Origin of the sequence: Streptomyces longisporoflavus (genome assembly GCF_014649775.1) — a bacterium.
Classification (GTDB): Bacteria; Actinomycetota; Actinomycetes; order Streptomycetales; family Streptomycetaceae; genus Streptomyces; species Streptomyces longisporoflavus.
The window spans coordinates 46,652-69,049 of the sequence record NZ_BMTR01000018.1 but is presented as its reverse complement, the minus strand read 5'-3'; the positions used below and the strand labels follow the sequence as shown (position 1 = coordinate 69,049).

Below are 22,398 nucleotides of genomic sequence, written 5' to 3'. Positions count from 1 at the left end.
GCTCAGGCCTCGGTCGACTCGGCAGACTCGGCCTTGGCCTCGTCCGCCTTCTTGTCGGCCTTCTTCGCCTTCTGGGTGATGGCCTCACCCTTGGCGTCGTCGCCCTCGAGGCCCTTGGTGAAGGCCTCGAACGCGGCGCGCTTGTCCTTGGGCTCCGCGACGAGCAGCGGCGCCGGGGCCGGCAGGCCCTTGTGCTTCTGCCAGTCACCGGTGAGCTTCAGGATCGCCATGACCGGCTCGGTCGGCTGGGCGCCGACGGAGAGCCAGTACTGCGCGCGCTCCGAGTCGACCTCGATGCGCGAGGGGTTCTGCACCGGGTGGTACAGGCCGATCTCCTCGATGGCCCGGCCGTCACGGCGGGTACGGGAGTCGGCGACGACGATGCGGTAGTGAGGCGAACGGATCTTGCCCAGACGCTTCAGCTTGATCTTGACTGCCACTGGAGTGGTGTCTCCTGGTCTTGACGTGGTTGGGCACAACGAGATGCCACGTGGGGTTGCGGTACTCGGGGTGCCCGATGGACGCGTCAGCCGGAGGCGAGAGGGTTCCTATGCGGCTGTCGAGTACAGCTAGCCATTGTGCCATACGTCGCCGGGGCGTCCGCACCCAGTCCGGGCGCCCCGACCGGCACACTTCCAGCTCAGCCTGTCAGCGGGCGGCGACGCCGACCACTTCCGGGATGCGGAAGGGTTTCCCGCAGCCGCCGCAGACGATGGGCGCCTGGGCGAGCACCGAGGGGACCACGCGGACGTTGCGCCCGCAGTCGCAGACCGCCTTGACGCGGACGCCGCCCCCGGACGAGCCGTGCCGGGCGGCCGGGCCCCGGAAGCTGCGTGCCGTGTCGGCGGCGGTCGCCGCGGTGTGCGCCTTGAGGGCGCGCTGGAGCCGCTCGATCGTCGGGCGGTAGCGCTTCCTGGCCTCGGGGTTGAGCGTGACCAGCGAGAAGCCGCTGCTGGGATGCGGCTCGTCGGGATGGTCGAGACCCAGCTCCTCGGCGATCGCGAGGAATCTGCGGTTGTGGTAACGGCCCGCGCGTGAGGTGTCGCGTACGCCGCGTGACGCGGCGATGCCATGGACTGCCTCATGGAGCAGTCGCTCGAAGGAGAGCTCGGCGCCGCAGGCGGACGACGACTCTCCGATCAGGGATTCGGGCGCGGCAAGATCGGGCAGCTCGGGGTGGTGCCGCTGAATATCGGCCCACGCCTGTGCCAGCTCTGCGGCGAGAACAGGTGGTGTCGTGCTCACGTCGTGAACAACGAGCAGGGATGCCCGGGGGTTCCATTCCGGGGCATCCCAAATAATTTGCACGTACCCGTCAGTTGCCATTGATGTGCCATTGATGCGTCCGGACGAGGGCGGGTGCGCTGATCTGCGCAGAAGCCTCGCAGCTCGTGGCAAGCCGGTACGTAGTAGCGCGTACGCCCGCCCGTCTCCCGCCACCACCCTCAACCGAGGCCCTGCGGGCCACCCTTCCGTCTCGGCGCGTAGCGGAACTCCTCGCGCCGGAGCTCGTGTCGCACGGGCAGGCGTACGAGCCGAGAACAAGCGCCCCGGTACCGGAGGCGCGTTCGTCAGTAGGCGCGGGCCACCACAGCGACGTTACCGGGGGTCTCGTCGGCGTCGGGCACCGCCCCGTCCTCCGTGACCAGACACCGTACGGACACGGAGTGCTCGGCGAGCTTCGCCTCGCCCTCCGGGCCGAGCGCGGCCCACGGGACGCGGGCCCAGCCGCCGGCGGCCGTGGCCTCCACGGCCTGCTCGACGGTGCTGACGTCCGAGGTGCGCGACTCCCGGCGCTCGCGGGCCTGGTCGAGGAGCAGCCGCTGGTCCTCTTCGAGGACGGCGGGCAGCAGCTCCGCCAGGGAGCCGATCGCCACCGGCTCCTTGCCGCCCCTGATGCGGCGGGCCAGCATCGCGGTGCCCTCGGCCAGGTCGCGCGGGCCGACCTCGACGCGGACGGGCACTCCCTTGAGTTCCCAGTCGACCGCGCGGCGCCCGAAGGGGACGTCCGTGCGGTCGTCGACCCGGACGCGCACGCCCGCGGCCTCCAGGCGGGCGCCGATCTCGCGGACCTCGGCGAGCACCGCCTCGTCGTCCTTGACGGCCAGGACGACGGCCTGGACCGGGGCGAGGCGCGGCGGAACCCGCAGGCCGCTGTCGTCGCCGTGCATCATCACCAGGGCGCCGATCATTCGTGTCGTACTGCCCCAGGAGGTCTGCCAGACGAGCTCCTGCTTGCCCTCCCTGGACAGGTACCGGGTGTCGAAGGCCTTGGCGAAGTTCTGGCCCAGCTCGTGGCTGGTGCCGAGCTGGAGTGCCTTGCCGTCGCCCATCATGCCTTCGAGCGTGAGGGTGTTGATCGCGCCCGCGAAGCGCTCCGCTGCGGTCTTGCGGCCCAGTACGAAGTCCATCGCGAGTACGTCCCGCATGAAGGCTCCGTAGACGTCCCGGTGGATGCGGGCCGCGAAGTCGCGTGCGTCCTCGTACGTCGCGTGCGCCGTGTGCCCCTCCTGCCAGAGGAACTCCGACGTCCGCAGGAAGAGCCGGGGCCGCAGTTCCCAGCGGACCACGTTCGCCCACTGGTTGATCAGGAGCGGCAGGTCGCGGTAGCTCTGCACCCACTTGGAGAAGTACTCGTTGACGATCGTCTCGGAGGTGGGGCGCACGACGACCGGCTCTTCGAGCTCCTTGCCTCCGCCGTGCGTGACGACGGCCAGTTCGGGGGCGAAACCTTCGACGTGCTCGGCCTCCCTGGTCAGGTACGACTGAGGGATGAGCAGCGGGAAGTACGCGTTCTGGGTACCCGTCTCCTTGATGCGCGCGTCCATGTCCTGCTGCATGCGTTCCCACAGGCCGTAGCCGTACGGCCGGATCACCATGGTGCCGCGCACCGGGCCGTTGTCGGCCAGCTCGGCCTTGTTGATCAGATCCTGGTACCAGCGCGGGAAGTCTTCCGCCCGGGGCGTGAGAACAGGTGCCTTGGCCATGGCGCGCATGGTACGGCGGGCCTCCGGAGCGAGTGAATTGAATTACTCCGGGGGGCGCACGACGGTGGCACGCAAGCATTGCCCGACAACCTCTGGACGTCACGACGGATGCGCAGTTCTCTGGCATACGGGGGGAGTGCGAGCGCACTGCACGGGGGCGGACGAACCGTTTGAATACGACACTCCAGCAACTCTCGGCGATTGGGGCGCTTTCCATGACACCTACACTCGCGCAGTCGCACCTTCCCCGCGCGGGCACGACCCCCTGCGGCGTGGACCGGTGCGCACGCGCGCGTGACTGGGCGGAAATTCAGGAACGGATGCTGGTTCCGCTCTACGAAGCGGTGTACGAACGACTCGACGTGGGCGGTGGAACACGCCTTCTCGGCCTCGGCTGCGGCTCCGGGCTCGCCTTGTTGATGGCGGCGACACGAGGCGCGTCGGTCACCGGTGTCGACCCCTCGGCGCCCGAACGGCTCGCCCTGGCCCGCGAACGCCTGTTGCCCGACACGGGCCCTGACCCACGACCGCACGGCGACGCCCGGCTCGTGGACGGCGGCCCCGCCGATCTGACGGGGCAGGACGCGCCCTCGTACAACATGGTGACCGCGTTCCAGCCGATCGGCTGCACGGCGGGTGACGCCGAAGGGCTCTCCGGGCTTCTGGAGTCAGCCGTTCCGCTGACCGGGCGCGGCAGCCCCGTGGTCCTCGTCGGCTGGGGTCCTCCGGAGCGCTGCACGACCTCTTCCGTACTGAGGGTGGCGACCAAACTCGCCGAACCGCTGCGCAGCACGGGCAGTTGGCGCCCGGCGCTCCGTGACGACCTGGAGGAGGTCGCCCAGCGGGCGGGCCTCAAACCGGACGGCTCGGGACGCGTCGCGTGCCCCTTCGGGTACGCGGACACCGACAGCGCGGTCCGCGGTCTGCTCTCGACGGGGCTGTTCGACGCGGCGGTCGGCGCGACGGATCAGGTACAGGTCGACAAGGAGCTGACGGAGGCCCTGCACCCGCACATGCGGCGGGACGGGACGGTGTGGATGCCGAACGTGTTCCGGTATTTGATCGCGCGCACGCGGTAGCCCGGCTAGCTTCGCGCCAGGGCTGTTCGCAGCCGGTCGAGGAGCGCCCTGGCCGCCGGGCTCGCGGGACCGTCCGTGCGCCAGGCCAGGGCGATCCTGCCGCGGGGCCGTGGATCCGTGATCTCCAGGGTCCGCAGCCCGTACGCGGCCGCCGTGCGAGGCTCGATCGCCGGCAGGACGGCCACCCCCAGGCCCCGGACGACGAGTTGTACCAGGACCTGCGGGGCGGCGGCCTCGAAGGCGATGCGGGGCCGGATGCCGGCCTGCGCGCAGGCGCGGTCGAGCACGCCGCGCAGCCCGGTGCCGCGCGGCAGGCTGATCAGCGGACGGTCGCGCAGCTCGGCCAGCGGCACGGTCGTACGGCCCTCGGGAGCGAGGAGGGCGTCGCCCGGCAGGACGACGGCCACCAGGGGTTCGTCGATCACGAGTTGCAGGGAGATGCCGGGCGGGGGTTCCTCGTCCGTCAAGCCGAGCAGGGCCATGTCGAGTTCGCCGTCGCGCACCGCGGCCAGCATCCGGTCGGAGCTGTCTTCGGAGAGGGCCATCTCGACCCCGGGGTGGTCGTCGTGGAAGTCGGCGAGTACGGAGACCACGTCGAACTCATGGGTGGCGGCACCGGAGACCAGGCCAAGGGCGATCTGGCCACGGAGCAGTCCGGTGAACTCGTCCACGGTGTGCCGCACGCCCTCGACGGCGGCGAGCGCGGCCCGCGCGTACGGCAGGACCGCCTCGCCCACCTCCGTCGGCGTCACCGACCGCCCCGAGCGGTCAAGGAGCGGCTGACCGAGCTCCCGTTCCAGTTGCCGCATCTGCGCGCTCACTCCCGGCTGGGCCAGGTGCAGGCGCTCGGCGGCGCGGGTGAAGTTGGCCTCCTCCACCACGGCGACGAAGTACTGGAGCTGCCGGAGTTCCATAACCGCGCATGCTAGTTGCAAGAAGATCCAGCTCTTGGACTTATGGCGGGGTCGTAGACACCCTGGAGAGGTGGACATCAGAAAGGCCGTCGCCGCCGAACGCCGTGACCTCGCCGCCCTGCTCGACGGTCTGACGCCCGCGCAGTGGGAGGCACCGACCCTCTGCGCGGGGTGGCGGGTCCGGGAGGTGGCGGCCCATATGTCGCTGGGCTTCCGCTACTCGCTCCCGAAGACGCTGACCGAACTCGTCAAGGCCCGCGGCAGCCTTCACCGGATGACCGACCGCTGCGCCCGCAGGGACGCCGCCGCCCACTCGACCGGCCGCCTCGCCGCGTTCCTCAGGGACAACGCGGAGCACCCCTGGCAGCCGCCCATGGCCGGGATCGAGGGAGCGCTGGGTCACGACGTGGTCCACGGTCTCGACATCTCGGTGGCGCTGGGCCTGGAGCGCAGGGTTCCGCTGGACCGTATCGACGTCCTTCTCAAGAAGGTCACGCCCAGGGGCACGAAGTTCTTCGGGGCGGACGTCAGCGGCGTCGAGCTGCGCGCCGACGATCTCGACTGGAGTTACGGCAGCGGCACTCCCCTGACCGGCGCCGCGCAGGACCTGCTCCTCGTCCTGTACGGCAGGAAGCTCCCCGCGGGCCATCTCCGGGGGGAGCTCCAGAGCCGCTTCGCCCGGCAGGCGGCCTAGTCGGTGAACGCGGCCTAGCCGGTGAACGCGGTCTAGTCGGTGAACGCGGCTTAGTCGGTGTACTTGGTGAGCCGTGTGATGCCGGCGATCCGGTAGGCCGCCTCCTCGTCCAGGGTCTCGTTCTCCAGGAGCGCGGCCGCCAGGGCGTCCAGTTGGTCGCGGTGGTCCCTGAGCTGGCGGCACGCGCTCTCGTAGCACGCGTCGACGATCCGCCGCATCTCGTGGTCGATCGTGTCCAGGGTGACCGGGGCGGCCGAGAGGCCGTAGGCCTGCTGGGCGTCGCTCGGCAGCGCGGAGAGACGGCCCACGCGCTCGCTCATGCCCCAGCGGCCGACCATGCCGCGGGCGATGCTGGTGACCTGTTCGAGGTCGTTCTCGGCGCCCGTGGTGATGGTGTCGAAGACGACGTATTCGGCCGCCATGCCACCCAGGGCCCCGACGATCCGGCCGCGCAGATACTCCTCCGTGTACGCGTACTTGTCGGAGTCCGGGGTCGAGAGCGTGACGCCCAGGGCGCGCCCCCGCGGCACGATGGTGATCTTCCGGACCGGGTCGGCGCCGGGCTGCAACATGCCGAGCAGGGCGTGCCCGCTCTCGTGGTACGCCGTGCGCCGCCGCTCCTCGTCGGGCATGACCAGCGGCCGCTCGGCACCGAGCTGGACCTTTTCGAGCGCTTCGGAGAGGTCGGACTGCGTCACTTCCTTCTGCCCCCGCTTGACCGCGAGCAGGGCGGCTTCGTTGGCGAGGTTGGCGAGTTCCGCGCCGGTCATCCCCGGTGTCGTACGGGCGACTTGGGCGAGGTCGATGTCCCCCGCCATCGGGATCTCCCGGGTGTGGATCTTGAGGATGGCCTCGCGTCCGCCGCGGTCGGGCGGGCTGACGGTGACGACCCGGTCGAACCGGCCGGGGCGGGTCAGGGCGGGGTCGAGGATGTCGGCGCGGTTGGTGGCCGCGAGGACGATGACGCCCTCGGAACCGGAGAAGCCGTCCATCTCGGTGAGGATCTGGTTCAGCGTCTGCTCGCGCTCGTCGTGCCCGCCCATCCCGCTGCCGCCGCCCCGCGCCCGGCCGATGGTGTCGATCTCGTCGATGAAGATGATGGACGGCGCGACCTTCCTGGCCTCGGCGAAGAGTTCCCGTACGCGCGAGGCGCCGACGCCGACGATCATCTCGATGAACTCCGAGGCGGACGCCGAGAAGAAGGGCACGCCCGCCTCACCGGCGACGGCCCGCGCGAGCAGCGTCTTGCCGGTGCCCGGCAGTCCCGCGAGCAGCACGCCCCGCGGCATCCTGGCGCCCATCTCGCGATAGGCGCCGGGGTTCTTCAGGAAGTCGACGACATCGCTGAGCTCGCCCTCGACCTCGTCGATGCCCGCCACGTCCTCGAAGGTGGTGCGCTTGTCGCCGGGTTCGAGCTCCACCGGCTTCGGCGGGGCCTTGCGGCCCAGCATGCCGCCCGCGCCGCCGCCCATGCCCGAGCTCATGCGCCGGGCGATGAAGATCCACAGAACGACCAGGAGCAGCATCGGGGCCAGTGAGATGAGCAGGTTCGAGAGGAAGCTGCGCTCCTGCACCACCGGTTCGGCGGTGACCGTGACGTCGTGCTTGGTGAGGTCGTCCCAGAGCTTGTCGTCGGCGAAGGCCGGACGCTGGGTGGTGAACTTGGTGTACTTCCCCTTCGCGTCGCCCGGCCGCTCCTGCTCCTTCTTGAGCTGGCCCTGGATCGCGTCGCCCTTGGAGTAGATCTTCGTGACGTTCCCGGAGTCGACCTGCTTGCTGAACTCCGTGTACGAGATCGTCGCCTCGTCGCCCTCGTTGAAGAAGGAGAGCACGAGGTTGGCGATGAGATAGACGATGAGCGCGGTGAGGATGAGCCCGCCCCATCCGCCCGGCATCTTCTTCTTCGGCGGGGGTGTGGGCGCGGGCGGCGGCGCGCCCTCGGAGCGCCATGGCTTGTCGGTCGCCCGGCGCGGCGGCACAGGGTTGCTCATATCCGGACGTTACGACACAAACATGGGCTGGGCACCTGCGCGTATCCGCACCGGAAACGACCGTGAACATCCGTGAACGTCCGTAAACACCTGAGGCGCCCCTCCGGGCAGAGGGGCGCCTCGTCGGCGTACGAGATGCGGGGCCGTCAGCCCATGAACTTCTTGAACTCGTCCGGCAGCTCGAAGTTCTGCCCCTGCTGACCCGCGGGGAGGCCGAAGGCGCCGCCTTCCTGGCCGGCCTGCTCGCGGCGGGCCGCGGCCTCCTGCTCCTCCTGCTTGCGCTTCATCGGGTTGCCCGACTTCCGCTTGCCCTTGGCCTGCTTCTGCTTCTTCTTCTGCTTGCCGGGGCCACCGCCCATGCCCGGCATCCCCGGCATGCCCGGCATTCCGCCGCCCTGGGCCATCCGCGACATCATCTTGCGGGCCTCGAAGAAGCGCTCGACGAGGTTCTTGACGGCGCTGACCTCGACGCCGGAGCCCTTGGCGATACGGGCGCGGCGCGAGCCGTTGATGATCGCCGCGCCCGCGCGTTCGGCGGGCGTCATCGACTTGATGATGGCGGCGGTGCGATCGACGTCCCGCTCGTCCAGGTTGTTGATCTGGTCCTTGATCTGCCCCATGCCGGGCATCATCCCGAGCAGCTTGCTGATGCTGCCCATCTTCCTGACCTGCTCCATCTGGGCCAGGAAGTCGTCGAGGGTGAAGTCCTTGCCGCCCTTGCTTCCCTGCAGCTTGGCGGCCATCTTCTCGGCCTCTTGCTGGGAGAAGGTCTGCTCGGCCTTCTCGATCAGCGTGAGCATGTCGCCCATGCCGAGGATGCGGGACGCCATGCGGTCCGGGTGGAACGCGTCGAAGTCGTCCAGCTTCTCGCCGTTCGAGGCGAACATGATCTGGCGCCCGGTGACCTGGGCGATCGACAGGGCGGCGCCACCGCGGGCGTCACCGTCGAGCTTCGACAGGACGACGCCGTCGAAGCCGACGCCGTCGCGGAAGGACTCCGCCGTGTTGACGGCGTCCTGGCCGATCATGGCGTCGACGACGAAGAGGACCTCGTCCGGGCTGACGGCGTCGCGGATGTCCGCGGCCTGCCGCATCAGCTCCTGGTCGATGCCGAGGCGGCCCGCGGTGTCGACGATGACGACGTCGTACTGCTTGGTCTTGGCGAACTCGATCGAGTCCTTGGCGACGGCGACCGGGTCGCCCACGCCGTTGCCCGGCTGCGGGGCGTAGACGCCGACGCCCGCGCGCTCGGCGACGACGGAGAGCTGGTTCACGGCGTTGGGGCGCTGCAGGTCGCACGCCACCAGGAGCGGGGAGTGGCCCTGCCCCTTGAGCCAGAGGCCGAGCTTTCCGGCGAGGGTGGTCTTACCGGCACCCTGCAGACCCGCGAGCATGATGACGGTCGGCGGGTTCTTGGCGAACCGCAGGCGCCGCGTCTCGCCGCCGAGGATGCTGACGAGTTCCTCGTTGACGATCTTGATGACCTGCTGGGCGGGGTTCAGGGCCTGCGAGACCTCGGCCCCCGCGGCGCGCTCCTTGACCTGCTTGATGAAGGCCCGGACGACGGGAAGGGCGACGTCCGCCTCGAGCAGGGCGATGCGGATCTCGCGCGCCGTGGCGTCGATGTCCGCCTCGGACAGGCGGCCCTTGCCCCGGAGGTTCTTGAATGTCGCTGCGAGGCGGTCGGAGAGAGTGTCGAACACGGCGGTCGCGAATCCTCGGGTCGAAGGGGGCGCCCCCCGCTCGCGCGGAGCTGAGCGTGGGGGAGGGCGGATAGGTCGCCCTCCAGGGTATCTGGCCCCATGGGCGTGTGGGTCCCCAGCATCGGGACGGGTCCGGGCCGCCCCCGGAGCCGTCCCCGGAGCCGGCGCATCCCGGAGCAGGAGTAGAACCCCTACCCCCGCAACCCCTCCTCCACCGCCCGGGCCACCCCCGCCGCCCGCTCCCCCGAGAGCGGTCCCGCGCCTGCCTCCGCCTCCGTCACATAGAACGCGTCCACCGCGTTCGCGCCCAACGTGGAGACATGGGCGCTGCGCACCACCACCCCCGTCGACTCCAGCGCCCGGCCGATGCGGTGGAGCAGGCCCGGGGCGTCCTGGGCGCGCACCTCGATCACCGTCGCGACGCGGGAGCCGGCCGGGGCCACCGTCACGCGGGGCGGCGGGGCCACCGTGCCCCGCCGGCGGGGGTAGGCCGCGTCCCGTTCCGCGAGGCGCGCCGCGATGTCCAGCGAACCGTCGAGGGCCCGTACCAGGTCCGCCCGCAGCCGGGCGGCCTGCGGCAGGGAGCCGTACTCCGCGGCGACCCGCCAGTTCAGGAGCAGCACCGACTCTTCGAGTCCGGAAGGCAGTCCGACCCCCCGCAGCTCCGCAGTACGTACTGCGAGCCGGTGCATGGCGAGCACCCCCGCGACGGCGGGCAGCACACCGGGCTGGTCCGGCACCGCGATGACCAGCTCCACGCCCAGCGGCTCGGGGTCCCCGGCGCCCTCCTCCTCCCCGGCACGCCCCTCCGTCTGCGCCCGCAGGGAAAGCACCGGCCCGCCCGTACGGAACGCCTCCACGGCGAGCCGCTCCTGCTCGGCGGTGGGAGCGACGTCCTGCTCGCCCTCCGGCTCGTCCCCCGAGAGCACCGCCCCCACCCGCTTCACCAGGTCCGCGACGAGCGAGCCCCGCCAGGCGGACCAGGCCGCGGGGCCGGTGGCCAGCGCGTCCGCCTCCGTCAGCGCGTGCAGCAGTTCGAGGGTCCCCGGCGACTTCACCGCGTCCGCGACGGACCGCACCGTGGCCGGGTCGTCGAGATCGCGCCGCGTGGCCGTCTCGATCAGGAGCAGGTGATGCCGTACGAGGGTCGCGAGGACCGCCACATCGCCCCGGTCGAAGCCGATCCGGGCGGCGACGTCACGGGCGATGATCTCCCCGGCCTCGGAGTGGTCCCCCGGCCAGCCCTTCCCGATGTCGTGCAGCAGCCCGGCCACGAGCAGCAGGTCGGGACGCCCCACGCGCCGGGTCAGCTCCGAGGCCTGCACCGCCGTCTCCACCAGATGCCGGTCGACCGTCCACGTGTGCACGGCGTTGCGCTGCGGCCTGCACCGCACCCGCTCCCAGTCGGGAAGCAGCCGGGTGATGAGCCCCTCGGCCTCCAGGGCCTCCCACACCTCCACCGTCGGCCGCCCCGCGCCGAGCAGCGTCACGAGCTGCTCCCTGGCCTCCGCGGGCCACGGCGTGGGCAGCGGTCGCACCGCGGCCGCCATCCTGCGCACCGCGTGCAGCGAGAGCGGAAGACCGGCCTGGGCCGCGGCGGCGGCGGCCCGCAGCGGCAGCACGGGATCACGCTCGGGTTTGGCCGCCCGGGCGAGGACCACCTCCCCGTCCTGCTCCACCACGCCCTCGGCCAGCGGCGACCGCTCGGCAGCCGCGCTCTTGCCGCCGCCCAGCATGGCCTTCAGCCGGGGCCGCACGGACCGGGACCGCAGTACCCGGCTCACCTCGCGCCACGTCACGTCGCTCGCGTAGGAGACGGTGCGGGCGGCCTCGTACACCTCCCGCAGCAAGGTGTCCGCGTCGAGCAGCCCCAGCTCGGCTGCGACCTGGTCCTGCTCCTGGAGGGCGAGCCGGTCGGTGGCCCGGCCCGTGGTCAGATGCAGCGCGTCCCGCACGTCGAGGAGCCGCCGCCGGGCATCGCTGAGCCCTTCGCGGGGCGCGTCCGCGAGCCACGAGGCGGCGACGGCCCGCAGCGCGGTCGCGTCCCGGAGCCCGCCGCGGGCCTCCTTCAGGTCCGGTTCGAGGAGGTAGCTCAGCTCCCCCTGCCGTTCGGCGCGTTCCTCGCACAGCTCGCGCAGCTCCGGCAGCCGCTTCGGCGCGAGGTTCCGCCAGTCCGCGAGCACCGCCGTACGCAGCCCCGCGGTCAGCCCGAGGTCGCCCACGACGTGCCGCGCGTCCAGGAGCCCCAGCTGCACCTTCAGGTCCTCGCCCGCGGTCTTGCGCGCCTGTGCCGGTGTCCGCACGGAGTGGTCGAGCGCGAGCCCCAGGTCCCAGACGGGGTACCAGATGCGGTCCGCGAGAGCCGCCACCTCCCCCGCGTCCGCGCTGCCGTCGTGCAGCAGCACCAGGTCGAGGTCGCTGCGCGGCGAGAGCTCCCCCCGGCCGTAGCCGCCCACGGCGACCAACGAGGTCCCGCGCGGGGCGCCCGCGGCCGTGAAGAGTCCGGTCAGCCACTCGTCCGTCAGGTCGGCGAGGGCCGAACGGCGCGGCGGCCCGGACTGCGCCTCCCCTTGAAGGAGGCGCAGCCGGGCCGCCGCGTAGCCGCTGGGGCCGGAGTCTTCCGATCCCGATTCCGTACGTACGTCGTCCACACTCGTCACCCAGCAGCTCCTGTCAGTCCCGCTAAGTCCCGCTCAGTTCCGCCTGCCCGGCCCGCACAGTCTGTTCAGCCGAGCGCGGGCCGGCTCACAGCGCGTCGGGCCCGCGTTCGCCGGTCCGTACCCGGACCGCCGTGTCGACCGGGACGCTCCAGACCTTGCCGTCCCCGATCTTGCCCGTCCGGGCCGCCTTCACCACGACATCCACCAGCTGTTCGGCGTCGTCGTCCTCCACGAGGACCTCGATCCGGATCTTCGGCACGAGGTCGACGGTGTACTCGGCGCCGCGGTAGACCTCGGTGTGGCCGCGCTGGCGGCCGTAGCCGCTGGCCTCCGTGACGGTCAGGCCCTGGATACCGAAGGCCTGGAGGGCCTCCTTGATCTCGTCGAGGCGGTGCGGCTTGACGACCGCGGTGATGAGCTTCATGCGTCCACCCTCTTGTTCTTCTCGTTCGCAGCCTTGCCGGCTTCCGGGGCCGGCGGGCCGGGCACAGCGGCGGTACGGGGCGCCGTGCCGCCGCCCGCTCCGCTGAAGTCGTACGCGGTCTCGGCGTGCTGCACCTGGTCGATGCCCGCGACCTCCTCGTCCTCGCTGACCCGCATCCCGATGGTCTTGTCGATCAGGAGGGCGAGGATCGCGGAGGCGATGACGGAGTAGGCGAGTACGGCGCCGACACCGGCGGCCTGCTTGCCCAGCTGTTCGAGGCCGCCTCCGTAGAAGAGGCCCTTGGCGTCGGACTGGACGCCGCCCGTGGCGAAGAAGCCGACGAGCAGCGAGCCCACGACACCGCCGACGAGGTGGACACCGACGACGTCGAGGGAGTCGTCGTAGCCGAACTTGAACTTGAGGCCGACCGCCATGGCGCACAGCAGACCGGCGATGGCTCCGACGGCGATCGCGCCGAGCGGCGAGACGGAGCCGCCGGCCGGGGTGATCGCGACGAGACCGGCGACGGCGCCCGAAGCGGCACCGAGGGTGGTGATCGCGCCGTGCCGGATCTTCTCGTAGGCGAGCCAGGCCAGCATGGCCGCGGCGGTGGCGACCTGCGTGTTCAGGAACATCATCGCGCCGACGCCGTCGTCGTTGCCCAGCCACGACCCGGCGTTGAAGCCGAACCAGCCGAACCACAGGAGCGCCGCGCCGAGCATGACGAGCGGCAGGCTGTGCGGCCGCATCGGATCCTTCTTGAAGCCGACGCGCTTGCCGATGACCAGGATCACGCCGAGCGCGGCGGCACCGGCGTTGATGTGCACGGCCGTACCGCCGGCGAAGTCGATGACACCGAGCTCGAAGGCCCAGCCGCCGGTCCCCCACACCCAGTGCGCGACCGGGAAGTAGACGACGGTGGCCCAGAGCGCGACGAACAGCGCCCAGGCGGTGAACTTCACGCGGTCGGCGAGCGCACCGCTGATCAGCGCGGGTGTGATGATCGCGAACATCAGCTGGAAGACCGCGAAGACATAGACCGGGATGGTGTAGCCGTCCCACAGCTCGGTGAGCCCTATGCCGCTCAGGCCGACGTAGTCGGACGACCAGCCGAAGAGGCTGCCGTGGTCGGTGCCGAACGCGATGGAGAAGCCGTACAGCACCCAGAGGATGGTGACGATCCCCAGACTGATGAAGCTCATCATCAGCATGTTCAGTGTGCTCTTGACGCGGACCATGCCTCCGTAGAAGAAGGCGAGTCCCGGCGTCATGAGCATCACCAGGGCGGAACAGATGAGCATGAACCCTGTGTTGGCGGCAGACAGCTGCGGGGCGTCTGCGGCGATCGTGATGCCTGGGGGCATCGGCGTCTCCTCGTCGTCGTATGCGGCCCGTGCGGGCGGGGCTGGTGGGGTCTCCCCTGGTCGAGCGGAGCCGAGAGCTTGGGGAAGGGTGGGCCGTTATGCGCCACGAGATTGGCGCAGCGCCGTTTCGGGAGGCGCCCCTCGATGTTTCGCCGCAGTGACGAAGAGGTCGTACGTGTTACGCGTCCATGAACTGCCGGGTCGGGCGGGGTGCGTTTTCATACCCTGCGCACACGACAAGAACCGGCCGCGGCGGCCATCCGATTGACCTGGCATGGGGGAGCCGAGTCGGGCAGTTCGGGATGGGCCGGCCGCGGCCGGGGCTCTGGTGGGACGCCGTCAGACCGCCTCCGCGGTTTCCGGCATGTCGATGGCCAGCTGGTCCGTGAGCTGCACGACCTCGGCGAGGTCGCCGAAGTCCCGCACGGCGGTGTCCACGGTCTTGCGAAGGCGGGTGTTGACGCGCTCGGAGCGGACCTTCTTGGCGATGGTGAGCGCCTCGTGCGCGAAGACCGTGCTCTGCTCGGGCTCACGCTGGAGCAGGTGGACCGTGGCCATCCCGATGAGATTCAGTGCGTACGAACGCTGGTGCTCGCTGTCCTTGCCGAAGAGTTCGACGGCACGCTCCATGACGGGCTCGGCGAGGGAGGCGTACGTGGGGCTGCGTCCCGCGACATAGGCCAGGTCACGGAACGAGTGGGCGTTCTCGCCGTTCAGCTCGGCCTCGGAGAAGAAGCGGATCCAGTCGGGCTCGGGCTCGTCGAAGTCCAGCGCGTCGGCGAAGGTGTCCTCGGCCATGCGCACGGCCCGCTTGCACTTGCCGGGCTGGCCCATGCTGGCGTAGGCGCGGGCCTCCATCGCATACAGCATGGCCTGGGTGCGCGGGCTGGCGCAGTCCCGGCTTCCGTACTGCGCGAGGTGGATGAGTTCGAGCGCGTCGTCGGGCCGCCCGAGGTGGATCATCTGGCGGCTCATGCTGGAGAGGATGTACGAACCGAGGGGCTTCTCGCCCGCTTCCTTCGCGGCGTGCAGGGCGAGCACGAAGTACTTCTGGGCGGTCGGCTGGAGGCCGACGTCATAGCTCATCCATCCGGCCAGTTCGGCCAGCTCGCCCGCGACCTTGAAGAGCCGTTTGGACGTGGCCTCGGGCTGGGGCTCCTGCAACAGGTCCGTCACCTCGTGCAGTTGGCCGACGACCGCCTTGCGCCGCAGGCCGCCGCCGCACTGGGCGTCCCACTGCCGGAACATCACGGTCGTGGACTCAAGGAGGTCGAGCTCCGGCTTGGACAGCCGGCCGGGCCTGCGCGACGGCGTGGGCGGCTCGGGGTCGCCGACGGGGCTCGTCGGTCCCGGCACCAGCCAGCGCTGCATGGGCTCGATGAGGGCGGTGCCCGCGGAGAGCGCGAGCGAGCTGCCGAGGAAGCCGCGCCGGGCCAGCATGAGGTCGCTGCGCGAGAACTCGCTGATGAGCGCGACGGTCTGGGGGCCGGTCCAGGGCAGGTCGACACCGGAGACGGAGGGTGACTGGTGCGCGGCGCGCAGTCCGAGATCTTCGACGGCGACGACGCAGCCGAACCGCTCGGAGAACAGCTCGGAGAGGATGCGCGGGATGGGCTCGCGCGGATTCTCGCCGTCCAGCCAGCGGCGCACCCGGGAGGTGTCGGTGGAGATGTGGTGGGCGCCCAACTGCCGTGCCCTGCGGTTCACTTGCCGCGCCAGCTCGCCCTTCGACCAGCCGCTGCGCACGAACCAGGAATTGAGCAGTTCGTTGGGGCGCTTCTCAGCGTTCGCACCACTTCCGCCATTGCCGCCCACTGGAACGCCCCCATCCCTCAAGACACTTATGTGCGGTCCCACGCCAGGCCGTAGCCAAGCCCTACCAGAATGCCGCGCGTTGCGGCGCCGCGCCCGGAGAACGTCACCCATCGAACAGGAAACCGAGTTGCCTCCGGCATACCCACGAGAGCACGAGACTCAGGGTCTGTGCACTGAAAGTAATCCTACGATCACCCGTCCGGCGAGGGCGATCGCGGAAACGCCACCATTCGCCACCCCTTCGAATGAACTCCCGCCCCGCGACAAGCGATTCACTTGACAGTGGACGTCCGAGGGAGGGCGGAGGGGAGCACTTGAGGGCGCGCACGACCGGGCGCACCCCCTTTGCGGACGCCGAGCGCCCACACAAAAGCACAGGGTCACGTTCCGATTCCGTCACGTAACCACACCGCGCTCGACCCGTTGGAGGGGGCATGGGCTTCACGATCGGCGGCATCCGGGGAACCGACAAGCCCCGCACCGGTTCCCGACGGCGCGGCCGCGCCTCGGACTGCACCGCGGTGGCCGAGTACACCGGACTGTGGGGATGGGCCGCGGTCCCCGGCGCACGCGCCCTGGACGGCCGCTGCTCCTGCGGCGCGGCCGACTGCGCAGCTCCCGGCGCCCACCCGCTGGCCTTCGCCCCCGAGGTCCCCGCCGGGGCGACGCTCGACGAAGTGACCGAAGCCTGGGCGCGGTTCCCCGGCGCCGCCGTGCTGCTGCCGGTGGGACGCGCCTTCGACGTGCTCGAGGTGGCGGAGGCGGCGGGACGCAGGGCGCTGCTCCGCCTGGAGCGCATGGGCCTGCCGCTCGGCCCGGTGGCGGCGACGCCGGACGGCCGGGCGCACTTCTTCGTCGCCCCCGGCGCCGCCGTCGAACTCCCCCAGCTGCTCTACCGCATGGGCTGGGACGACGCGGGGCTCGACCTGCACGGCCGCGGTCCCGGCAGCCATCTGACGGCTCCGCCGTCCGACCACGCGGGCCTCGGCCCGGTCCGCTGGCTGCGCGCCCCGGACCTCGACTCGGCGACGCATCCGCCGCAAGCGCGGCTGATTCTGGGAACTCTGGCGTACGTGGCGCACCGCTCCCCGGCGTAACGCCCGCACAGCGAAATGCCCGCCCCGGCTGCACCCCGGAGCGGGCATTTCTTTTCGGGCCCCGAAAGGGGCGCGGACAACTGCGCGACAGGCCACGACACACCCGCGGGGCGCGATGCCACGCCATACCAGGGGGCGACCGACGGGCCGGTCGGAGCCGCTACTCGCCGATCAGCGCATCCACGAAAGCCCCGGGCTCGAACGGCGCCAGATCGTCCGCGCCCTCGCCGAGCCCGATCAGCTTCACCGGCACGCCGAGCTCGCGCTGGACCGCCACGACGATGCCGCCCTTGGCCGTGCCGTCCAGCTTCGTCAGGACGATGCCGGTGATGTCGACGACCTCGGCGAAGACCCGCGCCTGCACCAGGCCGTTCTGCCCGGTCGTCGCGTCCAGGACGAGCAGCACCTCGTCGAGCGGGGCGTGCTTCTCCACGACGCGCTTGACCTTGCCGAGCTCGTCCATCAGGCCGGTCTTGGTGTGCAGCCGGCCCGCGGTGTCGATGAGGACGACATCGGCGCCCTCCGCGATGCCCTCCTTGACCGCGTCGAAGGCGATCGACGCCGGGTCGCCGCCCTCGGGGCCGCGGACCGTACGCGCGCCGACGCGCTCGCCCCAGGTCTGCAGCTGGTCGGCGGCGGCGGCGCGGAACGTGTCCGCGGCGCCGAGGACCACCGAGCGGCCGTCGGCGACCAGGACGCGGGCGAGCTTGCCGGTGGTGGTGGTCTTGCCGGTGCCGTTCACGCCGACGACCATCACGATGCCGGGCGTCTCCAGGCCCGACTCGGTCTTGACCGTACGGTCGAGCTCGGGACCGACCAGCGTGAGCAGCTCCTCGCGCAGGAGGGTGCGCAGCTCGTCCGGGGTTCGGGTGCCGAGCACACGGACGCGCTCGCGCAGGCGCTCGACCAGCTCCTGGGTGGGGGCGACGCCGACGTCGGCGGTGAGGAGCGTGTCCTCGATCTCCTCCCACGTGTCCTCGTCCAGGTGCTCGCGGGAGAGGAGCGTGAGCAGCCCCTTGCCGAGTGCGTTCTGCGAGCGGGAGAGCCGGCTGCGCAGGCGGACCAGGCGACCTGCCGTGGGCTCCGGGGTCTCGATCTCCGGCGCGGCCGGCTCTTCGATGACGACCGGGGCCGACGCCGTCGGCTCGGCGAGCGGGAGTTCCACCTCCTCGATCGTGCGGCGCGGTTCGTCGCGCGGCGTCTCGGCCTCGTCGCCGACATGCGGCTCGGCCGGAGGAGCGGTGATGGTGGGCGTCGAGGACGGGGCCTTCGGAGGCAGCTGCTTCTTCTTGCGGCTGCCGATCACGAGCCCGCCGAGCGCGCCGATCACGACCACGGCGATGACTACAGCAAGGATGACGATTTCCATAACTCACCCAGTATCAGCCATGGGGGCAACACGGGCCCAGCTTGGAGCTTCCTCCAAAGAACATAAGCTCATAGAGGGCACTACTCGGACTAAAGTACGATGGAGCTCTCCGCATCAACGCGCGTAGAGTCCAACGCGATCACCCCCACGGACGGATCGCGGCGTTGCGATCCGAGCGAGAGGCACGGACCCCACCCCATGAGCACCACCGCCGAAACCGAAGGCGCCCTGGAGACACGCGGCCTCGAGCCCGTCCCCGACTCCGAGCGCACGGGCCGGACCCGCGAGCTGTTCCCCACCTGGGTGGCGGCCAACATCAGCGTCCTGCTGCTCACCATGGGCGCGGGCATCGCGACGAACGGCCTCAACTTCTGGCAGGCCCTGGTCGTCGCGCTCGTCTCGCCGATCCTCAGCTACGGCCTGGTCGGTCTGATCTCCATCGCGGGCAAGCGCGGCGGCTCCCCCGGCATGACGCTCTCGCGCGCCGTGTTCGGCCAGCGCGGCAACCTCTTCCCCGGCTCGCTGATCTGGGTCGCGCGCTGGGGCTGGGAGACGATCAACGCGGTGACGGGCGCGTACGCGATCATCACCGTCCTGGACATCTGCTTCGGCGTGAAGTCCAGCACGTGGCTGACGGTCGTCACGCTGGTCGCCTTCGTCGCCTGTACGTTCCTGATCAGCGGCCTGGGCCGCAAGGTCCTGCACGTCTGCAACACCTGGGCGACGTACCTCTTCGGCGCGTTCAGCGTGCTCGTCCTGGTCTACCTGGTGGCCAACACCCCCTGGTCCGACGTCTTCTCGCGGTCCGCGGGCTCCACCGCGGCGATGATCGCGGGCATCGGCACGATCGCCGCGGGCGGCATCAGCTGGGTCCCGACCGGCCCGGACTTCACGCGGTACCTCCCGCGCAACGCCTCCAACAAGGCCCTGGTGGGCAACGCCATCGGCGGCGCCGGCATCGTCGTCGTACCGATGGTCCTGATGGGCGCGGTCATGGCGGTCAGCACGCCGAGCCTGTCCAAGGCGTCCGACCCGGTCTCCTTCCTCGGCGAGCTGCTCCCGACGTGGATCGCGGTGCCGTACCTCCTGATGGCCCTGATCGGCATGCTCCTGATCAACTCGATGTCGATGTACTCCGCGGGCTTCACCGCGATGACGCTCGGCATCAAGGTCCCGCGCACCTGGGCCGTGTCCATCAACGCCCTCATCAGCCTGATCTTCGGCTACCTCCTGATGAACGTGGCCACCAGCTTCATCGGCTCGTTCATCTCCTTCCTCACGCTGCTCGCGGTCGCGTTCTCCGCCTGGATCGGCGTCTTCGGCATCGACATGCTGCGCAGGAAGACGTACGACGGCGAGGCGCTGATGGACACCAAGCGCACGAGCGCCTACTGGTACAAGGCGGGCTTCGCCTGGCAGGCCATGACCGCGTGGGCGATCGCCCTGGTGGTGGGCCTGCTCTTCACGAAGGTCGACTGGTTCAGCGGTCCGCTCGCCACGTCCTGGGTCGGTCGCAACGGCCTGGGCTGGCTGGCCACGATCCTCATCGCCGCCGCGCTGTACGCGGTCCTGCCGAGGGACCCCGCCGCCGAGACGCCCGAGGCCCCCGAGGGCAAGGGCGACGGCGACACGGAGCTGGTCTCGGCCTGATCCGGAGCAACTGCTCCCGGACACTGGTCATCTGACACCGCGTCATCTAACGTCCCTCTTCGCCCGTCCACGGTGAAGGGGGACGTTTCCATGCCCGTCACAGTCGTACGTTTCAACCTCGTCGAGCCGGACGCCACGCCCACCACGCTCAGCGACCGCTACAAGGCCGCCCTGGAGATGTCCGCGTACGCGGACGACCGGGGCATCTCCACCGTGCAGACCGAGGAGCACCACGGCGTCGGGAACAACTGGCTGCCCTCCCCCTTCACGTTCGCCGGCGCCGTGTTCGGCGCGACCCGGCGCATCGCGGTCACGGTCTCCGCGATCATCGGCCCGCTGCACGATCCGCTGCGGCTCGCCGAGGACATCGCCGTACTCGATCTGCTCAGCGGCGGCCGGCTGGTGACGGTGGCGGGGATCGGCTACCGGCCCGCGGAGTATGAGGCGTTCGGCGTCGAGTGGAAGCGTCGCGGCAAGCTCCAGGACGAACTGCTCGAAACGCTCCTGAAGGCATGGACCGGCGAGCCCTTCGAGTTCCGCGGCCGCACCGTACGCGTCACCCCTCGTCCGTTCACCCGGCCCCACCCGCTGCTCCTGGTCGGCGGCTCCTCGCAGGCGGCGGCCCGCCGCGCGGCCCGGCTCGGCCTGCCGTTCTTTCCCAGCGCCCATCTGCCGGACCTGGATGCGTACTACAAGGAACGCCTCGCCGAGTACGGCACCGAGGGCTGGACCATGATGCCCGCGGCCGAGACCCCGCTCCTGCACATCGCGGACGACCCGGACCGCACCTGGGCCGAGCACGGCGAACACTTCCTGCACGAGGCCCGTACGTACGCCTCCTGGCAGTCCAAGGACATCCGCTCGGCTGTGAAGTCCGCCGCCACCACGGTCGAGGAGCTGCGCGCCGAGGGCGTCTACCGCGTCCTGACGCCCGACCAGTGCGTGGCGTACGTGCGGGGCGGCGCCGCCAATCTCGTGCTGCACCCGCTGTCGGGCGGGATGCCGGTGGACGAGGGCTGGCGCAGCCTGCACCACTTCTGCGAAAACGTACTGCCCCGGCTCAAGGAATAGGTCCTTGAACCGGGGCAGCTTCCTCAGAGGAGGGGCAGCGGGGATTAGCCCATCTCCTCCAGGGTCTTGCCCTTCGTCTCCTTGACGAACTTCATGACGAAGGGGATCGAGATCAGGGCGAAGCCGCCGTAGATGATGTACGAGCCGGTCAGGCTCCACTCGGACATGCTCGGGAACGTCTTGGTGATCGCGAAGTTGGCGAGCCACTGCGCCGACGCGGCGACACCGAGAGCGGCGGCACGGATCCGGTTCGGGAAGATCTCGCCGAGAAGGACCCAGACCACCACGCCCCAGGAGAGGGCGAAGAAAAGCACGAAGAAGTTGGCAGCGATGATCGCCGTAAGGCCCTGCGCGTCGGGCAGCGAGACGTTGTCGCCGGTGCCGGTGCGGTACGAGAACGCCCAGGCGCAGGTGAAGAGCGCGAGCGCCATGCCCGCCGAGCCGATGATGGCGAGCGGCTTGCGGCCGATGCGGTCGACGAAGACCATCGCGATGACCGTACCGACGATGTTCACGATCGACGTCTCGAACGAGTACAGGAACGAGCTGCTCGGGTCCTTGCCGATCGACTGCCACAGCTGGTTCGAGTAGTAGAAGATCACGTTGATGCCGACGAGCTGCTGGAACACCGAGAGCCCGATGCCGATCCAGACGATCGGCAGGAAGCCGACCTTGCCGAGCAGGTCCTTGAAGGACGACTTGTGCTCGCGGCGCATGCCCTCCTCGATCTCGGCGACGCGCCCGTCCAGGTCGATCTCGGTGCCCTCGACCTCGCCGAGCACCTTCTTCGCCTCGGCGTTGCGGCCGACCGAGATCAGGAAGCGCGGCGACTCGGGGATGGCGAAGGAGAGCAGGCCGTAGAGGACGGCGGGGATGACCATGACGCCGAGCATCAGCTGCCAGGCCTCCAGGCCCATCAGCTTGCCGCGCTGGTCGCCGTCGGCCATGTTCAGGATGCCCCAGTTGACCAGCTGGGAGACGGCGATGCCGATGACGATCGCGGCCTGCTGGAAGGAGGCGAGACGGCCTCGGTACGCGGGCGGGGCCACCTCGGCGATGTAGGCCGGGCCGATGACCGAGGCCATGCCGATGCCGATACCGCCGATGAAACGCCACATCGTCAGGTCCCACGCGGCGAACGGCAGGGCGGAGCCCACGGCACTCGCGGCGAAGAGGACGGCGGCGATCTGCATGCAGCGGATGCGGCCGATGCGGTCGGCGATACGCCCGGCGATCGCGGCACCGACGGCACAGCCGAGCAGTGCGGTGGCGATGATCCAGCCGAGCATGTTCGCGTCTACGTCGAAGCGGTGCTGGATGGCGACGGTGGCGCCATTGATCACCGAACTGTCGTAGCCGAAGAGGAAGCCACCCATCGCGGCGGCTGCCGTGATGAAGATGACATGGCCGAGATGATCCGGATGGGCCTCTCTGCCTCCGGGCTGCGGCGCCTTCGTTGTGCTGGTCACATGGACTCCTCGGGCCACCGGCAACATCGCCGGGGGTGGGGGTGAGCACTTCAAGTGGCGCACAACTTCGCGCCGCCCACCACCTGAAGGTAAAAGCAACGTTGCAGAGAC

General features: G+C 70.4%; 17 protein-coding genes. 5 read left to right on the top strand and 12 right to left on the bottom strand.

Annotation, left to right across the window (positions count from 1 at the left end):
* Window positions 1-2 precede the first annotated feature (2 nt).
* The 3 genes from rpsP to proS form a co-directional block, all read right to left on the bottom strand.
* Window positions 3-440: a 30S ribosomal protein S16 gene (gene rpsP, locus IE226_RS31140; protein ID WP_135334708.1), complete on the bottom strand. Its 438-nt coding sequence runs from the start codon at window positions 438-440 to the stop codon at window positions 3-5.
* Window positions 441-648: 208 nt separating this feature from the next.
* The gene (locus IE226_RS31135) at window positions 649-1,245 is read right to left on the bottom strand and encodes a hypothetical protein (RefSeq protein WP_190084758.1); all 597 of its coding nucleotides are present in this window, start codon (window positions 1,243-1,245) and stop codon (window positions 649-651) included.
* Window positions 1,246-1,571: 326 nt separating this feature from the next.
* On the bottom strand, window positions 1,572-2,987 hold the full coding sequence (gene proS, locus IE226_RS31130) for a proline--tRNA ligase (protein WP_190084757.1): 1,416 nt from the start codon (window positions 2,985-2,987) through the stop codon (window positions 1,572-1,574).
* 215 nt (window positions 2,988-3,202) lie between these two features.
* Between proS and IE226_RS31125 the strand changes: the two genes are divergently transcribed.
* Window positions 3,203-4,066, top strand: coding sequence for a class I SAM-dependent methyltransferase (locus IE226_RS31125; protein WP_190084756.1), 864 nt, complete (start codon window positions 3,203-3,205; stop codon window positions 4,064-4,066).
* 5 nt (window positions 4,067-4,071) lie between these two features.
* Here IE226_RS31125 and IE226_RS31120 read toward each other — a convergent pair whose 3' ends face one another.
* Complete coding sequence (locus IE226_RS31120; RefSeq protein ID WP_190084755.1) at window positions 4,072-4,980, bottom strand: LysR family transcriptional regulator; 909 nt, start codon at window positions 4,978-4,980, stop codon at window positions 4,072-4,074.
* Between the two features lie 70 nt (window positions 4,981-5,050).
* Between IE226_RS31120 and IE226_RS31115 the strand changes: the two genes are divergently transcribed.
* Complete coding sequence (locus IE226_RS31115; protein WP_190084754.1) at window positions 5,051-5,674, top strand: maleylpyruvate isomerase family mycothiol-dependent enzyme; 624 nt, start codon at window positions 5,051-5,053, stop codon at window positions 5,672-5,674.
* Between the two features lie 50 nt (window positions 5,675-5,724).
* Here IE226_RS31115 and ftsH read toward each other — a convergent pair whose 3' ends face one another.
* The 6 genes from ftsH to nsdA all read right to left on the bottom strand — a co-directional run bounded on the left by ftsH (window position 5,725) and on the right by nsdA (window position 15,631).
* Window positions 5,725-7,665: an ATP-dependent zinc metalloprotease FtsH gene (ftsH, locus tag IE226_RS31110; RefSeq protein WP_190084753.1), complete on the bottom strand. Its 1,941-nt coding sequence runs from the start codon at window positions 7,663-7,665 to the stop codon at window positions 5,725-5,727.
* A 146-nt stretch (window positions 7,666-7,811) separates the two neighbouring features.
* Window positions 7,812-9,368, bottom strand: a complete 1,557-nt coding sequence (gene ffh, locus IE226_RS31105; protein WP_190084752.1) for a signal recognition particle protein — start codon at window positions 9,366-9,368, stop codon at window positions 7,812-7,814.
* A 191-nt stretch (window positions 9,369-9,559) separates the two neighbouring features.
* On the bottom strand, window positions 9,560-12,019 hold the full coding sequence (locus IE226_RS31100) for a [protein-PII] uridylyltransferase (protein WP_373307068.1): 2,460 nt from the start codon (window positions 12,017-12,019) through the stop codon (window positions 9,560-9,562).
* Between the two features lie 94 nt (window positions 12,020-12,113).
* Window positions 12,114-12,452: a P-II family nitrogen regulator gene (locus IE226_RS31095; protein WP_190084750.1), complete on the bottom strand. Its 339-nt coding sequence runs from the start codon at window positions 12,450-12,452 to the stop codon at window positions 12,114-12,116.
* Complete coding sequence (locus IE226_RS31090; protein WP_190084749.1) at window positions 12,449-13,816, bottom strand: ammonium transporter; 1,368 nt, start codon at window positions 13,814-13,816, stop codon at window positions 12,449-12,451. The genes IE226_RS31095 and IE226_RS31090 overlap by 4 nt, the downstream gene beginning before the upstream one ends.
* 339 nt (window positions 13,817-14,155) lie before the next feature.
* On the bottom strand, window positions 14,156-15,631 hold the full coding sequence (gene nsdA, locus IE226_RS31085) for a transcriptional repressor NsdA (RefSeq protein ID WP_190084748.1): 1,476 nt from the start codon (window positions 15,629-15,631) through the stop codon (window positions 14,156-14,158).
* Window positions 15,632-16,065: 434 nt separating this feature from the next.
* Here nsdA and IE226_RS31080 point away from each other — a divergent pair, with 434 nt between their 5' ends.
* Entirely contained in the window at window positions 16,066-16,728 is a 663-nt protein-coding gene (locus tag IE226_RS31080; RefSeq protein ID WP_190084747.1) for a bifunctional DNA primase/polymerase, read from the top strand.
* A 160-nt stretch (window positions 16,729-16,888) separates the two neighbouring features.
* Here IE226_RS31080 and ftsY read toward each other — a convergent pair whose 3' ends face one another.
* A complete protein-coding gene (gene ftsY, locus IE226_RS31075) occupies window positions 16,889-18,097 on the bottom strand; it encodes a signal recognition particle-docking protein FtsY (RefSeq protein WP_190084746.1) in 1,209 nt (402 codons plus the stop codon).
* Window positions 18,098-18,295: 198 nt separating this feature from the next.
* On the opposite strand from ftsY, the gene IE226_RS31070 reads away from it, so the two are divergent.
* On the top strand, window positions 18,296-19,747 hold the full coding sequence (locus tag IE226_RS31070) for a purine-cytosine permease family protein (protein WP_190084745.1): 1,452 nt from the start codon (window positions 18,296-18,298) through the stop codon (window positions 19,745-19,747).
* Between the two features lie 90 nt (window positions 19,748-19,837).
* Window positions 19,838-20,818, top strand: coding sequence for an LLM class flavin-dependent oxidoreductase (locus tag IE226_RS31065; protein ID WP_190084744.1), 981 nt, complete (start codon window positions 19,838-19,840; stop codon window positions 20,816-20,818).
* 44 nt (window positions 20,819-20,862) lie between these two features.
* Here IE226_RS31065 and IE226_RS31060 read toward each other — a convergent pair whose 3' ends face one another.
* Window positions 20,863-22,314 (bottom strand): sugar porter family MFS transporter, encoded by a 1,452-nt coding sequence (locus tag IE226_RS31060; RefSeq protein WP_373307064.1) that lies wholly within the window; start codon window positions 22,312-22,314, stop codon window positions 20,863-20,865.
* Between the last annotated feature and the right edge of the window lie 84 nt (window positions 22,315-22,398).

Coding starts and splice junctions, on each gene's coding strand:
- proS (WP_190084757.1), bottom strand. CDS start 2,987: ATGGCCAAGGCACCTGTTCTCACGCCCCGGGCGGAAGACTTCCCGCGC.
- IE226_RS31065 (WP_190084744.1), top strand. CDS start 19,838: ATGCCCGTCACAGTCGTACGTTTCAACCTCGTCGAGCCGGACGCCACG.
- IE226_RS31120 (WP_190084755.1), bottom strand. CDS start 4,980: ATGGAACTCCGGCAGCTCCAGTACTTCGTCGCCGTGGTGGAGGAGGCC.
- IE226_RS31125 (WP_190084756.1), top strand. CDS start 3,203: ATGACACCTACACTCGCGCAGTCGCACCTTCCCCGCGCGGGCACGACC.
- ftsH (WP_190084753.1), bottom strand. CDS start 7,665: ATGAGCAACCCTGTGCCGCCGCGCCGGGCGACCGACAAGCCATGGCGC.
- IE226_RS31060 (WP_373307064.1), bottom strand. CDS start 22,314: ATGTTGCCGGTGGCCCGAGGAGTCCATGTGACCAGCACAACGAAGGCG.
- ftsY (WP_190084746.1), bottom strand. CDS start 18,097: ATGGAAATCGTCATCCTTGCTGTAGTCATCGCCGTGGTCGTGATCGGC.
- IE226_RS31080 (WP_190084747.1), top strand. CDS start 16,066: ATGGGCTTCACGATCGGCGGCATCCGGGGAACCGACAAGCCCCGCACC.
- IE226_RS31095 (WP_190084750.1), bottom strand. CDS start 12,452: ATGAAGCTCATCACCGCGGTCGTCAAGCCGCACCGCCTCGACGAGATC.
- IE226_RS31070 (WP_190084745.1), top strand. CDS start 18,296: ATGAGCACCACCGCCGAAACCGAAGGCGCCCTGGAGACACGCGGCCTC.
- IE226_RS31090 (WP_190084749.1), bottom strand. CDS start 13,816: ATGCCCCCAGGCATCACGATCGCCGCAGACGCCCCGCAGCTGTCTGCC.